11 protein-coding genes are annotated in these 14,085 nt (G+C 51.9%); 7 read left to right on the top strand and 4 right to left on the bottom strand.

Annotated features, from left to right (window positions below; genetic code table 11):
• Window positions 1–102 precede the first annotated feature (102 nt).
• Window positions 103–366, bottom strand: a complete 264-nt coding sequence (locus tag DVH26_RS28320; protein ID WP_239628015.1) for a DUF2573 family protein — start codon at window positions 364–366, stop codon at window positions 103–105.
• Window positions 367–647: 281 nt separating this feature from the next.
• Here DVH26_RS28320 and DVH26_RS28315 point away from each other — a divergent pair, with 281 nt between their 5' ends.
• The 3 genes from DVH26_RS28315 to DVH26_RS28305 are packed head-to-tail and all read left to right on the top strand — an operon-like array spanning window position 648 to window position 3,533.
• Window positions 648–1,484: an alpha/beta hydrolase family protein gene (locus DVH26_RS28315; RefSeq protein WP_481857624.1), complete on the top strand. Its 837-nt coding sequence runs from the start codon at window positions 648–650 to the stop codon at window positions 1,482–1,484.
• Window positions 1,485–1,531: 47 nt separating this feature from the next.
• Entirely contained in the window at window positions 1,532–2,950 is a 1,419-nt protein-coding gene (locus tag DVH26_RS28310; RefSeq protein WP_239628010.1) for a DEAD/DEAH box helicase, read from the top strand.
• Window positions 2,951–2,993: 43 nt separating this feature from the next.
• Window positions 2,994–3,533: a hypothetical protein gene (locus DVH26_RS28305; protein WP_239628008.1), complete on the top strand. Its 540-nt coding sequence runs from the start codon at window positions 2,994–2,996 to the stop codon at window positions 3,531–3,533.
• A gap of 104 nt (window positions 3,534–3,637) precedes the next feature.
• Here DVH26_RS28305 and rsgA read toward each other — a convergent pair whose 3' ends face one another.
• Window positions 3,638–4,693 (bottom strand): ribosome small subunit-dependent GTPase A, encoded by a 1,056-nt coding sequence (gene rsgA, locus DVH26_RS28300; protein ID WP_239635514.1) that lies wholly within the window; start codon window positions 4,691–4,693, stop codon window positions 3,638–3,640.
• A gap of 262 nt (window positions 4,694–4,955) precedes the next feature.
• On the opposite strand from rsgA, the gene DVH26_RS28295 reads away from it, so the two are divergent.
• On the top strand, window positions 4,956–6,737 hold the full coding sequence (locus DVH26_RS28295) for an ABC transporter ATP-binding protein (RefSeq protein ID WP_239635513.1): 1,782 nt from the start codon (window positions 4,956–4,958) through the stop codon (window positions 6,735–6,737).
• Window positions 6,738–6,846: 109 nt separating this feature from the next.
• Here the strand turns inward: DVH26_RS28295 and DVH26_RS28290 are convergent, their stop codons facing one another.
• Window positions 6,847–8,454, bottom strand: coding sequence for an FAD-dependent oxidoreductase (locus tag DVH26_RS28290; RefSeq protein ID WP_239628007.1), 1,608 nt, complete (start codon window positions 8,452–8,454; stop codon window positions 6,847–6,849).
• A 276-nt stretch (window positions 8,455–8,730) separates the two neighbouring features.
• On the opposite strand from DVH26_RS28290, the gene DVH26_RS28285 reads away from it, so the two are divergent.
• From DVH26_RS28285 to DVH26_RS28275, 3 genes are all read left to right on the top strand, one after another.
• Complete coding sequence (locus tag DVH26_RS28285) at window positions 8,731–10,278, top strand: S-layer homology domain-containing protein (protein ID WP_239628006.1); 1,548 nt, start codon at window positions 8,731–8,733, stop codon at window positions 10,276–10,278.
• A 233-nt stretch (window positions 10,279–10,511) separates the two neighbouring features.
• A complete protein-coding gene (gene ilvA, locus DVH26_RS28280) occupies window positions 10,512–11,774 on the top strand; it encodes a threonine ammonia-lyase IlvA (RefSeq protein ID WP_239628005.1) in 1,263 nt (420 codons plus the stop codon).
• A gap of 129 nt (window positions 11,775–11,903) precedes the next feature.
• Window positions 11,904–12,389, top strand: coding sequence for a GyrI-like domain-containing protein (locus tag DVH26_RS28275; RefSeq protein ID WP_239628004.1), 486 nt, complete (start codon window positions 11,904–11,906; stop codon window positions 12,387–12,389).
• A 70-nt stretch (window positions 12,390–12,459) separates the two neighbouring features.
• Here the strand turns inward: DVH26_RS28275 and DVH26_RS28270 are convergent, their stop codons facing one another.
• A complete protein-coding gene (locus DVH26_RS28270; protein ID WP_239628003.1) occupies window positions 12,460–13,767 on the bottom strand; it encodes an aminotransferase class I/II-fold pyridoxal phosphate-dependent enzyme in 1,308 nt (435 codons plus the stop codon).
• Window positions 13,768–14,085 lie beyond the last annotated feature (318 nt).

Genomic DNA, 14,085 nt, shown 5'->3' with positions numbered 1-14,085 from the left:
GGCGGTGAAACCAAGAAGGAGCCTTCGACATCCTAAGTCCAAGGCTCCTCCTCTTTCCGCGGGACGGTTTCGTGCAGGTACCTCTTCAACTATGTAGGGTGATTATTCCTGCTCCGTGCTTTTGTTGCGTTCCTTCAGCTCGAGATTGAGCGAGCGAACCTCTTCGAACAATTCGCGAATCGCCGCCTTGCCTTCCGGATGAGCCTGGTTCCAATGGCTGGTCAATGCCGGCATCGATCGGTGAATATGGCTGTAGACGGACCACATTTTTATTTTTTCCACCATTTCTGGCGAGGAATGGCCTGTCAGAAGCTCGGTGAATTTTTCGACCAGCGCTTCGAATTCGCTTTGAACCTGGGGATTCATAGAAGCTCCACCTTTCAGAACATAATAAAGAAATATTTTATTGTAATGATTGTAAGTCTAGCGCACGATGATGCGTCTGTCAAAATAAGGGACGGCAATTCGTTGAGATGGCCGGGCAGGGGAGGACTCAATCAATGAACTATGATACGTCATTGGAAAACCCGAATCAAACGTTAGCATACGATGCTTCTTTACCTGCTTCTTCCAGCATAGGATGGACTAAGGACGCTGAAGATGAATCAGGATTTGGAGATGCGGCGATTCAAGGCTCGCATGCTTCAATGAGCGAACAGCAGGGCACGCTGCTGGAATCGCAGAACGGCAAGCTGCTGGCAAGAGAGCAGCTGCGCAGCTTGATCAAAGGCGTTCAGCTTTATGTTCTTACCTACGCTAGCGAGGGCTTGAAGGTAAAGGGCTACCTCGCCGTACCGGAGCATGCCTCGGCCGAGCCATGTCCGGGGCTTATTTATTGCCGCGGAGGCATTCGCAAAGTCGGAATGGTTCGCAAACGGCGCATCATGTCGATGGCCAAGCGGGGCTATGCCGTGTTTGCTCCGTTTTACCGCGGTAACGAAGGAGGCGAAGGAAGAGAGGATTTCGGAGGTGAGGACCGGTACGACGTATTTCATGCGATTACGCTCATGCAATCGCTGCCGGAGGTGACGCCCGGACGGATTCCGCTGATCGGTTTTTCCCGCGGCGCATTGATGGCGATGCTTGCGGCCAGGCAGTGTCCGCTGGCCGGGCCGGTCGTCGTCTGGGGCGGGGTCAGCGATTTGTTCGATACGTATGAGGAGCGCGTCGATTTGCGCCGCATGCTGAAGCGGGTCGTAGGCCACCCCCGCAAGCAGAGCGAGGCGTATGAGGACCGGTCCCCCGTATACTGGCTCGACCGGCTGCAGGTGCCGATCATGATCGTTCATGGAACGGCCGATCAGCAAGTGGGAGTAGCGCAAGCCCGCAAGCTTGCCGAGGGGCTCGAGAGGGCAGGCAAGGAATATGCGATGGAGCTGTATGAAGGATTGGAGCACCGGTTTCCGCGGGAAGCGGATGAACAAGCACTCGATGCGGTGTTTGCCTGGATTGCCCGCAAGCTGGAAAGGCTGGAGAAGGCTTGATGTTCCGGTTATCCATTGGTATGATGCTTTTATGAAGGGGGAGTTCTATGAATAGCGGTTTTGCTTCGTTACCTATTGAAGATTTTTACGTGCGCCGGTTGCAGGAGCTGGACATTGTGACGCCTTCGCCGATTCAGGCGGAAGCGATTCCGGTCATTATGGAGGGCAGGGACGTCGTCGCTCAGTCGCAGACCGGATCAGGCAAAACGTTGGCTTATACGCTGCCGTTACTACATAAAATAGACAAGTCCTCGAAGGAGGTTCAAGCGATTGTGCTTGTTCCTACCCGCGAGCTTGGCATACAAATTCTGCAAACGCTGGAGCAGCTGACGGAGGGCAGCGGAATCCGGGTTCAATCGTTGATCGGCGGAGCTGCCATCAGCAGGCAGATCGACCGGTTGAAGCTGCGGCCGCAGGTCGTTGTCGGCACGCCGGGGCGTGTGATGGAGCTGCTCAAGCTGCGTAAGCTGAGCATGCATTATGTGAAGTGCGCCGTCGTAGACGAAGTCGATCAAGTATTCGACCTCGGATCGATGAACGAAGTCGAGGCCATATTCAAAGGGATGCTTCGCGACCGCCAGGTGCTGTTTTTCTCCGCTACGATGCCAGAGCCGGTCCGGGATGTCATCGACCGGTGGATGAACGAGCCTGCCTATGTGCAGGTGAATCCGGAGCAGCGAACCTCGCAAACATTGGAGCACATGTATTTCGTATGCGAGGAGCGGGACAAAATCGATACGCTTCGCCGTATCGTCCGATTGTACAACCCTCCTGCGGCTATCGTGTTCATTAACGAAACCGAGGACGTGGCCGAGGTCGTCGAGAAGCTCCGCTATGTCGGATTATCGATCGAAGCGCTGTATGGGGAGGCCGGGAAGCAGGAGCGGGCCAAGGTGATGCAGTCGTTCCGCAACGGCAAATTCCAGCTGCTGCTGGCAACGGATATTGCGGCCCGGGGGCTGGATATTCCTCATGTTACTCATGTTATTAACCTGGACCCACCGATCGACGCCGATCATTACGTTCATCGTGTCGGCCGTACGGGGCGTATGGGTAAGAAGGGGACCGCGATCTCGATCATTACCCATAAAGAGCGGTTTATCATTGCCAAGTTCTCCAAGGCTCTTGGAGTTCCGATAGATGAGAAGGACATGTACCAGGGGAAAGTCATCGATGCCGGACAGCAAAGAGGCGGCCCTAGATCCTCGGCGAACCGGGTCCGGGTCGAGCCTGCGGCGGGCTTGCGCAGCACCGCTGCAAGTCAGCGCGAAGCTGCCGCCGAAGGCGGACGGAGTGGCGGAGCCAGAACGGGCGAGCCGAAGGCGCGGATATCCGCGAAGGTTCAGCCGGCTGCGAAATCGTCGCCGATTTCCGATAAGCGCAAGCCAGAGCGCGAGCGGGACCGCAAAAACAAAGGGGCCCCGCGCTGGCTCAAGGAAAAGCAGAATAAGCCGAAGCCGCAATAGCCTGCTTGGGAAGAGGATCCGGAGAGGAGCCGAATGAGGGGAAATGGGAAAGCTGTTTCGCGGAATCGTAACGCTATGTGTATGCTGTGCGCTGCTGCTGGCTTTGGGATACTGGTATGCTCAGCCGGAACGGCCGCTGGATTTGGCTTACTCCGAGCTGCAAATTCGCAGTAAGCTGGCCGACATGCTGACAAGCCGCAAGCTGGAAGTGCAGCTGACGGAAGCCGAAGTGAACAGCCTGCTGAAGAAGTCGCTGGCCGCCCGGTCGCAGATCAATCCGGATCTGCAGATCACCGGTGCCCAGTTCTCTCTTGAGGGAAATCAGTGGATTGCAGATGTCAATGTTCTGTATAAGCACCAGTGGACGTTCGGAGCAAGAATGTATTTTGCCATGTCGTGGCGGGAGCCTTATATGACGGCGGAGCACACAGCGACACAGATCAAGCAAATAACGGTTCCGTCCTCATGGTTTCAGCTGGAGCCGCTTCAAATCGAGCTCAACGACTATGTTCCCAAACCGGCAGGGGTGCGGGGAGTAGCGTTCGAGGAGCATGGAGTAAGAGTGGGATTAAAGCTCAGATAAAGCTACAAGTGCACGAATAAAACCCAGGTCCGATAGTCAATCGGTACCTGGGTTTTTGCATGTTGGCACGGGCTGGAAACACCTGTCACCGGTCAACAGTCCGATTAGCGGTTGCCCCGCGCCTTCATGTCCTTGTGAATTTTTTTCCACCGGTCCTTCTCCACACGGGCAGCGGCTGCGTCGGCTTTGCGTTCCATATAAGCCAGCTCCTTTTGCAGCTTCAGGTAGCTGGAGAACCGTCCGCGATCCAGTGAGCCGTCCGCCAAAGCGGCCTGAATCGCACAGCCGGGCTCCTTGCGATGTCCGCAGTTGCTGAAGCGGCAGCTTGCGGCCAGCGTATCGATATCCTGAAAAGCGACGTCGATGGCGCCGCTTCCTTCCCATAGCTGCAGCTCGCGCATGCCCGGCGTGTCGATGATAATGGCACCGCTTGGCAGCACCACGAGCTCGCGGTGCGTCGTCGTATGCTTTCCGCGGTCGTCGCCTTCGCGCACGCCTCCCGTCTTTTGCCGCTGCTCCCCGTAGAGACTGTTCAACAGCGTCGATTTTCCCGCGCCGGAGGAGCCCATCAAAGCAATGGTTTCACCCGGGCTGAGGGTGTCCGCGATAGCAGCGGTCCCGTTCTCTTCCAGGCTGTTCACCGTGTAGATGGGAATGCCGAACGCAATCGCTTCAACTTCCCGAAGCAGGGCGTCGGGGTCATCGCACAAATCTTTTTTGGTCAAGACGATTTCCGGCATGGCGCCGCTGTCATAAGCGGTTAATAGATAGCGCTCCAGCCGCCGCACATTAAAATCCCGGTTTAAAGCCATAACAAGAAAGACCCGGTCGATATTGGCTGCTACGATTTGCTCCTCCGTTGTCTGGCCCGCGACTTTCCTCGAAAACTTGCTTTTTCGCGAATAGACGCCATGAATGATCGCTTTGCGCTCGCCGGGAAGCTTCGTCATCCATACCCAGTCGCCTACCGCGGGATAATCCTCCCGGGTTACCGCTTCATACCTGTATTTGCCCGAAAGCTCTCCCAGCCATTCACCGTCTTCGGAATATATCCGATACAAGTGCGTATGCTCCAGCGCAATGCGTCCGACATCGTATTGTTCTTTATGCTGCTCGGCAAAAAACGGCTGGTAGCCGTATTGTTCAAGTGTCGTAATAATTGTTCACTCCGTTTATCAGTATAGCAACAGTATAGGCAATCGGACGATGCACCAACAGGGAGAAAATCCGTATAATTAGTTTTTCGTGTCACGGCAGACTGTCTCGGATATTGTGAAACCGCGGAGTTTATATTCCGTTTAAAATACTGTCGTATGCTTTCGATGAGAAAAAGATCACTGGTGCTTTAAATGACCGGATAGGAGATGGAAAAGTTATATGGAAAGATCTATCGAAAGACCTATAGAAAGCCCGGCAGAAGCTATGACACAGAAAAAGACCAACTGGCGTTCGTTTCTGAAGCTGATTTGGCAGACGAAGCCATCCAAATGGATGCTCGGTACCGCGATAGGCTTAAGTGTCATCTCGACGGTTGTCGGGCTGATAGTTCCTTTGTTTACGAAAAATATGGTCGACAGCTTTTCGCTGTCGGCCATCGAGCCGATCCACATCGTTGCCCTTGTGTTAACCTTTACGGCCCAGGCGGTAGCCGGAGGGTTGTCGATTTACATGTTAAATCGAGTCGGCCAAGGTGTGGTGGCTAACCTGCGCGACCGATTGTGGAGAAAGCTGCTGGCGCTAACCGTTCCTTATTATGACAGCAACCGGACAGGGGAAACGATAAGCCGGATGACCAATGATACGGGAGTCGTCAAAGGATTGATCTCGGAAAATGTTACGAGCTTTTTTAACGGAATCATTGCCATCATCGGCTCCGTAACGATCCTGCTCGTACTTGATTGGAAGATGACGTTGATTATGCTGCTTGCCGTGCCGCTATCGCTTGCCGTGCTGATCCCGGTCGGAAGGCAAATGTATTTCATTTCCAAAGGCTTGCAGGATGAAACGGCCCGGTTCACGGGAATCTTGACGCAGGTGTTGTCGGAAATTCGTCTTGTGAAATCGTCTAATGCGGAGCCGCTGGAATATGAAGCGGGGAGAGACAGAATCCGGAAGCTGTTTCAATTCGGAGTAAGAGAAGGGAAGATGCAGGCGATGATCGCTCCGCTCATTTCCTTCGTTATTATGGCGCTGCTTGTTGTCATTATTGGCTACGGCGGCATGAGAGTATCTTCCGGCGCTCTGACGGCCGGGGAGCTGGTGGCGTTTATTCTGTATTTGATCCAGATCATTATGCCGATGAATCAAATCACGACCTTTTTCACTCAGCTTCAAAAAGCGGTAGGGGCGACCGAACGGATTATCGCGACGCTTGATGCCGACGAGGAGGATACCGTCCGCGGCCAAACGCTGGAGAACGCTCATCAGCCGATTACCGTCGACCATGTTACCTTCGGATATAACAACGGAGAAGCCGTGCTGAAGGATATCGGATTCACCTTGGATCCGGGGAAAGTGACAGCGATTGTAGGTCCGAGCGGAGGCGGCAAGACGACGATGTTCTCGCTGCTGGAGCGCTTTTACACACCGCAAAGCGGAACGATCCGCATCGGGGAGACGCCGATCGACGATTATTCGCTGCAGTCATGGCGCAGCAAGATCGGCTATGTATCGCAGGATAGCCCTCTCATTGCCGGAACGATCAAGGATAATATTACGTACGGCATGGATCGCGAGGTAAGCGCCGAAGAGCTGCAGCGGGCTGCCGAGATGGCGTATGCGGATCATTTCATCCAAGACTTCCCGGATGGTTTCGAGACGGAAGTAGGGGAGCGCGGAGTGAAGCTGTCGGGCGGACAGCGCCAAAGAATTGCGATTGCACGGGCTCTGCTTAGAGATCCGGAAATACTAATGCTCGATGAGGCAACCTCCAGTCTGGACAGCAAATCGGAAATCGTCGTGCAGGAGGCTTTGAAAAATTTGATGAGAGGCCGTACGACTCTCGTCATTGCCCACAGGCTCTCTACTGTCGTCGATGCGGATCAGATCTTGTTTATTGAGAAAGGAACCATTACGGGGAGAGGGAAGCATGAGGAGCTGTTCCAGTCGCATGCGCTGTACCGTGAATTTGCAACGCAGCAGCTGAGAATAAGAGAGCCGATTCAAGCCGAAGAGCTGCCGGAACCGATTCGAAGTGAAGCTTAAAAGCAATTCCCTGTCTGTGTTGCCGTTATGCAGTACAATAAAAAACCGTTCCTTAGGCGCAGTGGCTATCGCAGCCCTTGCAGTCGAAGGAACGGTTTATTTTTGCGGATTACTTTTTACGCTTGTTCACATACGACGGGTAAATGATTTCTCCCGTATCCAGCTTAGCAAGCTCATCTTGTGTCCAGCCTGCCAGCTTATTGTTGCCGGTAACGCCGGTCAGCTTGATTTTGTACTTCGATTCCAAATAGCTGTACAACGCCGGCATATCGGCTTCCTTCAATTCTCTCAGCTTCTTCTCGCCGCGCAGCTGCCCGATGAGAATGCCGATCGTTTCGGCAGCCAAGCTCGTATTCGGCTGAATTCGTGCGCTTCCGTAAGCGATAGCGGAAGAGCCGACATTTTTGCCCGCCATAATGACGTTGTCGTAGTTTTTCAGCAGGAAGCTCCGCAGCGGCATGCCGTACTTGTCCGGACGTCCCATCTCGATGCCCCACTTGTTCGCGCTGGTGCCCTGCAGATCAAGCGGATAACCGCCGATGCTCACATTGTCCCAGAACATTTTGGCGCCGAGCATATCCGAGGGCTTCAGCACATAATCGGTTTCGTAATGGTTGTACTCACGTATGTACAAGTAGTTCGGGAAGCCGTTCAGCTCCGCTTTTTCCCAACCGACTATGTTTTTGCGGAAATGGTTCAGGATCAGCGGGATTTCCTTCTTCCCTAGCTCCATGGCCTCGGCTACCGATTTGTCGTCTGAAGGATCTACGGTATATACGAGGAATGCGTTGATGATGACCTCGCCGTCCCGCTGGCTGACCGCATTCAACCCGCGAAGAAACACTCTGTCGTTGGTCGGCTTATAGGCGCTTGTCATGCCGCTCAGGCCGATCGCAAAGCTGTCGTCGACCGAACCGCCGCCGTATTTGGCTCTGCGCTCTTCCGGGCTCAGGCTGTTGAAATGGGTCTTGAACTTGGCCCAATCCACATTTTTGAATTTCATCATCATGCCGGAGCTCATATACTCAATGTTGTTCTGCCCGTAAAACTTCTCCAGTCCAGGCATCCGTGTCGCATCAAGCTTACTGATCAGCGCGGCGAAATCCGTGTTATCGACCCAGTAATCGGCTTGCAAGTTTTTCTTGACGCCGTCCTTGCCCGAATAGGTGACAGATTCTATCGCATGAGGCCCGAATTTACCGGGAATTTGCTTTACTTCCTCGAGCTTGATCCCGGACTCGACAGGAATATCCTTCTTCAGCTTGTCAAAATATTGCACGAATTCCGGCAGCTTGCGGATTTTGCCGTTGCGAAAGCCGTCAAACAGCTCCTTGGCACGGCCCTGGACCAACAGCCGGTGCTGCTCGTCTCTCGTTTCGTCCAGAAACAGCATTTCTCCCTGCAGCACTTGCCCCCCGAACGCCTCGCGAGGGTCGATGACCTTCACCTTCAACCCTTCGTCAGCAGCAGCCCGTGCCAGATACAGACCTTCCAGCTCGCTTCCGATGACGGCAACATCCACCTTTTCCGATGGAATTGGCGTTGGTGTCGGCGTCGGTATCGGCTTCGCGGATTGCGTACCTGATGGCGCTTCCGGTGTCGACGAGGACAATGGCTTCTCCTGATTTCGACCTGCATTGACGAACAATACAGACGCTACAGCGATCAGTGCCAAAACCACTATGCCGATCGATATGTTTTTCCCGTTCCATTTCATTATCTGATGCTCCTCCCCCGTTACTTGCCCAAAGCTGTGAAGCTGCTTGGATATTGCTAAAATCAAGCAATACAAAAATAGTCTACCATTTTTATCGAGCTTGTTCAAAAGACCCCCTCAAACATTTTCGTGCTGGCGAAACAATGTATTAAATCCAGCAACCCTTCGCGAAGGTTCTTGATTCATTCAAATCTTACATGTCGAAAGCTGCCTGCAGCAGTTGTCGGCAACAACATCAAACAAATATTCTACCAATTAGAAAAGGGAGATTGGATTATGAATAAAACATTTAAGAAGGTTATGGTAACAGGCTTGACAGTAGCTATGATGGTAGGGGGCTCCACGGCTGCATTTGCTGACAACGGCAACGGCAAAGGAAAAGGCAACGACAAGGACCGCGACAATGAAATCAGATATAACGGCTATATTAATAATAAAAACGATAACAAAAACAACAATAACAACAACAACGGCAAAGACCTATACATAAACAATTTGAACGTAAAAAATCTCAACATCAAAATCAGCTTTGACGATGTTAAAGGCGGCGACGTAGAGTGGGCTGCCCGTTACATCGCGAGCTTGGCTTCCAAAGGCGTATTCGAAGGCTATGAGGACGGAACGTTCCAGCCTCGCAAAACAATCACTCGTATTGAAGCGATTACAGCCGCTGTCCGCCTGATGGGATTGCGTGAGCAAGCGGAATCCACGGATGCGAAAAATACGAACCTGAACTTCAAGGACGCGAACAAAATTCAGGATTGGGCAAAAGGCTATGTAGCCGTTGCGCTGCAAAACGACCTGTTCGAGGAATCCGACGATATGGTTCAGCCGACGAAGGAAGCGGATCGCCTCTGGGCTACGACGCTGCTTGTTAAAGCGTTGAAGCTGCAGGATGAAGCTAAAGCGAAAATGACCACGAAATTGAACTTCAAGGACGCCGATAAAATTCCGGCAGGCTCTGTAGGCTATGTAGCAGTTGCCATAGAGAAAAACCTGATCGACGGCTACGAGGACAACACGTTCCGTCCGACTCGTCCGGTAACTCGCGCCGAGCTGGCAGCTTTGCTGGATCGTACAGGCAATCAGCTTCCTGACAACACTTCGGTTAAGGGCACATTGAGCTCGGCCGTGAGCAATAATACATTGACTTTTACCCAGAATGGCCAGTCCTACAATATAGAGCTTGACTCGAACGCTTACATCTTCCGCAATGGCAGCAAAGTCTCTGCATCCGAGCTTAGATCGGGAGACGAAGTGCTGGTACGCACCTTCGGCGGCAAAGCGATCTTCGTAGAAGTGACCAAAGTGGCAAGCGGCAGCGATCTGCCAAGCAACTCCAATTTCACAGGTACTTTGAACGCAACGGTAAGCAACAACAAGCTCTACCTGAACAAAGATAATGCTTCTTACAGCATCGAGCTTGCTTCCGATGTTACGATCGTTCGTGACGGGCGTACGGTATCGGCTTCCGAGCTGAAATCCGGCGATGAAGTGCTTGTACGCACATCCGGCGGCAAAGTGGTATTCGTAGCGGTAACAAAGCTTGCAGGAGATCAAAACGGGAACTTCGTCGTAAACGGAAGGTACAATTCCTTGACTACGAACTCCAACGATCAAGTGACTCAAATCTCGATTGACAAAATTTTGAGCGATGGTACCGTTCAAGATAACGTGTACTACAACACAACCAGCAACGTAACGTTCTTGTACACCATTTCGAACGGAACGACCATTCAAGGCGACCGTTCCCAGCTTACGGATAACCGCTCGGTCGAATTGAGAGGCAATGACAATGTCGTTCATACGATCGTTATTAAATAAGAAGCGATAGTAGAAAAAGGTTAGAAGCTGCGAAAGAACAGTCTCCCCGGCTCAAGCTGCATGCTTGGCGGGAAGACTGTTTCTTTTTTTTTTGCGTTCAGAAGGCTCAATGTGATTTCTTCGTAAAAGATATGGACAGCCGCATCCAGAGGTGTATAATAGATAGAATTAGTTACAACGGCGCATGATCCGTTCCCTTATGAAAGCAGGACTTTTACACACCGGAGGAGCTTATGGAGAATCAGGAGAATCAATCGGTCAAGCTGGAAGATATCATAGTAGCAAGCCACGTATTGAAAGATGTCGTTCATCATACCCCGCTGCAAAAAAACTTTATTTTGTCGGAGAAATATAACTGCAACGTCTATCTGAAGCGAGAGGACCTGCAGGTAGTCCGTTCGTTCAAAATTCGCGGGGCGTACAACCTGATGCGCAGTTTGCCGGCGGACAAGCTGCAAAAGGGCGTCGTATGCGCAAGCGCGGGCAATCATGCGCAGGGGCTTGCCTATTCGTGCAAGGCGCTTCAGGTGACAGGCAAAATCTTCATGCCTACGACAACCCCGCGGCAAAAAATATCGCAGGTCAAGCTGTTCGGCGGACCTTTTGTGGAAGTGATTCTCATCGGAGACACGTTCGACGACTCGCTGAACGAAGCATTGCGGTATAGTGAACGGGAGGACATGCAGTTCATTCACCCGTTCGATCATCAAATGATTATTGCGGGCCAAGGAACGGTAGGCTTAGAGCTGATGAACGATATGAGGGAGTCGGTCGACTTTGTTCTTACCGGAATCGGCGGAGGCGGACTGGCAGCCGGCGTAGGAACGTATATCAAGAGCATCAGCCCTTCTACCAAGGTAATCGGAGTAGAAGCCACCGGTGCGCCTTCCATGAAGCAGGCGATGGAGCTGGGCGAGATCGTTACGCTGAACGAGATCGATAAATTCGTCGACGGTACCGCGGTGCGCAGGGTAGGCGAGCTGACGTACGACATTTGCCGGAAGGTGGTTGACGACATTGTGGTCGTGCCGGAAGGCAAGGTATGTACGACGATTTTGGAGCTCTATAACGAAAATGCGATCGTAGCCGAGCCAGCGGGCGCTTTGACGATTGCGGCGCTGGACTTTTGCCGGGAGCAGATCGCAGGGAAAAATGTCGTCTGCATCATAAGCGGCGGCAACAACGACATCGACCGGATGCAGGAAATCAAGGAGCGTTCGCTCATTTACGAAGGGCTGAAGCATTACTTTACTGTGGAATTTCCGCAGCGGGCAGGGGCTCTTCGGGAATTCCTCGACGAGGTGCTGGGTCCGAACGACGATATTACACGGTTCGAGTATACGAAGAAAACGAGCAAGGAAAACGGTCCGGCTCTTGTCGGCATCGAGCTGAAGAACAAAGAGGATTACGGTCCATTGATCGAACGTATGGGCAATAAAGGGATCAAATATGTAGAGATCAACAAAAATCCGCATTTGTTTAACTTGCTGATTTGATATTAATTTGGAGACAACACGGCTTGGTGCCCTTGCGGCACAGGTCGTGTTGTTTTGTTTTTGCTTTACAAAGGAACATACGTTCGGTATAATGGGTTTATTATCCAATTGGTAGGAAGGTGCGGATGTATGGAAGTATCGATTATTGAACTCCCTCAGCTTAAGGCGGTAGTTAACAAAGTGGAGCGTAACGGGACCATAGTCCGTGAGGCTTGGAAACGGGTCGAAGCGTTTATGGATGGACACGCCGGAAGAGCCAATGAAGATTATGGACTTGTCTTTATTCCGGAATGGCAATGGGCTGACGGGGTTAAACAATTATGGGTCGGCTTGCAGGTGAATGATTTTCCCGAGCTGACCAGCGATATGGAGGAGCTCACGCTTCCTGCCCGAACCTATGCCAAGCTGACGGTATGCGGAGATCGGGGACATATGGATGCTGCCTATCGGTATCTATGGGATTGGTTTAAGAACGAAGGGGTGGAGAGAGATTGCAGCGAAGGTTCGTATGGATTTGAGGCCAACAGGCTGAAACCGGTGAACCCGTTCCATATTCCGGCCGACGTCATCGATCATTTCGAGTTTGATATATACGCTCCGATCAAATCCAAGTAATCCATAGAAAAAACCGTGTACCCATCCATGACAGGCACACGGTTAGAAATAGTTATTATGCGGCCGACAATTATTTCGCAGGCACGTTTAGCAGGTCTTGCACGCCTTGGAAAACTGTCTCGAACAGCTCTTCAAGGTTCTCTTCTTCGATGCAGGAGAAGGCTACGCGCAGGTCGGTTTCGCCCAGAGCGATCGTACCGATGCCGTATTGGTCGAGCAGATGTACGCGCAGTGTTTCCGCATCGACGGTTTTCAGCTTCAGACACATGAAGTAGCCGGAGTTGAAAGGATAATATTCCCATGCCGCATCGTATTTGCCGGAATCGAGAATGCTTTTTACTTTGTTGGCGCGGCCTTTCATAATTTCGGATTTCTCCTGCTTCTGCGCTTTGAAATCCGGAGAGTTCAGAGCCTTCAATACGAATGTTTGCGATGGATGCGGACCGCTGGAGATGGTCGCACGGATGATACCCATCGTTTTTTGCTCCAAGGCAGCGAGCATTGCTTCGCTTTGACCGGAGTACGTAATGAAGCCTACGCGGAAGCCCCATACATATTCTTCCTTGGTCGCTCCGTCAATTTTGACGGACAAAATGCGCGGATGAAGCTCGCTCAGCTGTCCAGCCAGCGATTCCATCATCGAGTCCTCGAAGAACAGACCGAAGTAAGCATCATCGGTAACGGCCACGACATTGATTCCGGCTTCTGCAGCGTCTTTGATAGCGGCTACGATTTGCTTGCCTTCCTCAATACCGGGTGTATAGCCGGTAGGGTTGTTCGGGAAGTTTAAGACGACGATTGCTTTCCCTTTGCTCTTTTGAGCCAGCAGGGCGTCGCGCAGTCCTTCGGAGTTGAATTTGCGTTCGCTGTTGTACAGCGGGTAGTAGACAAGCTCGGCGCCGCGGCGAATGCCGAAGGTCAGCTCATAGTTTTCCCAGTTCTTGTCGGGAATGATAACGGCGTCTCCGGCATCGGCATACAAGTCGGCTACGATGCTCAAACCGTGAGTCAATGCGTTCGTGGCGATCGGATTACCCAAGCTTTTGCCTTGCAGCGACGGGTTCTCCTCGATCATTTTGGCGCGCCATGCCGTCCGGAGCTCTGGCTTGCCTGCAGGCGGAGCGTATTCGTAAATGTCTTTCGGATCATATGCGGACAATGTATCTTGAATCACCTTCAGATGCATAGGCTTTCCTTTTTCCAATGCGGTACCGATGGTGGCGTTAAATTTCTTCGCTTTTTGCTTGGCTTCGGCCGATTGGCTCAAAATGCCTACTTTAGGGAAATAAATTTGCTTCCCGAGGCCGGAAAGCATGTCATAAACATGCGGGTTTTCTTTGGCTATCGTGTCGTTGAGCTGTTGTGCAAGAGGGTTCATCTCGCTCCATCCTTCCATTTATCTAACTTCACATAGATAATTGCGTAACATTAGGCTATATTATACCATTTAAGACCGAGGGAGTCACGGTCTCTTTCTGGATAAAACCCGAACTATTCTTGTCGAAAGAAACCAAGTAATTCGTCTTTTCAGACTACAAGCCGGACAGTGCGCTTCCGGTCCAAATGTTGACAAAGTTTGAAGATCCTTTATAGCGGTAGCGATGCAAAGCAATTTATGTTACCATATATAGGGGTGCGGGAAGAACGCCATTCGCTTTTTTGGCGAATTGAAACGTTTTATGACGGAATTCCTACC

It is taken from the genome of Paenibacillus sp. H1-7 (assembly GCF_022354825.1).
Classification (GTDB): Bacteria; Bacillota; Bacilli; order Paenibacillales; family NBRC-103111; genus Paenibacillus_S.
Note: the sequence above shows the minus strand (reverse complement) of the source record. Positions and strands in the feature narration are given on the sequence as shown.

Excerpts from the sequence above, each read along its gene's own strand:
- DVH26_RS28305 (WP_239628008.1), top strand. The coding sequence starts at position 2,994 with ATGGGAAAGCTGTTTCGCGGAATCGTAACGCTATGTGTATGCTGTGCG.
- DVH26_RS28320 (WP_239628015.1), bottom strand. The coding sequence starts at position 366 with ATGAATCCCCAGGTTCAAAGCGAATTCGAAGCGCTGGTCGAAAAATTC.
- DVH26_RS28275 (WP_239628004.1), top strand. The coding sequence starts at position 11,904 with ATGGAAGTATCGATTATTGAACTCCCTCAGCTTAAGGCGGTAGTTAAC.
- DVH26_RS28315 (WP_481857624.1), top strand. The coding sequence starts at position 648 with ATGAGCGAACAGCAGGGCACGCTGCTGGAATCGCAGAACGGCAAGCTG.
- DVH26_RS28285 (WP_239628006.1), top strand. The coding sequence starts at position 8,731 with ATGAATAAAACATTTAAGAAGGTTATGGTAACAGGCTTGACAGTAGCT.
- DVH26_RS28310 (WP_239628010.1), top strand. The coding sequence starts at position 1,532 with ATGAATAGCGGTTTTGCTTCGTTACCTATTGAAGATTTTTACGTGCGC.
- DVH26_RS28270 (WP_239628003.1), bottom strand. The coding sequence starts at position 13,767 with ATGAACCCTCTTGCACAACAGCTCAACGACACGATAGCCAAAGAAAAC.
- DVH26_RS28295 (WP_239635513.1), top strand. The coding sequence starts at position 4,956 with ATGACACAGAAAAAGACCAACTGGCGTTCGTTTCTGAAGCTGATTTGG.
- ilvA (WP_239628005.1), top strand. The coding sequence starts at position 10,512 with ATGGAGAATCAGGAGAATCAATCGGTCAAGCTGGAAGATATCATAGTA.
- DVH26_RS28290 (WP_239628007.1), bottom strand. The coding sequence starts at position 8,454 with ATGAAATGGAACGGGAAAAACATATCGATCGGCATAGTGGTTTTGGCA.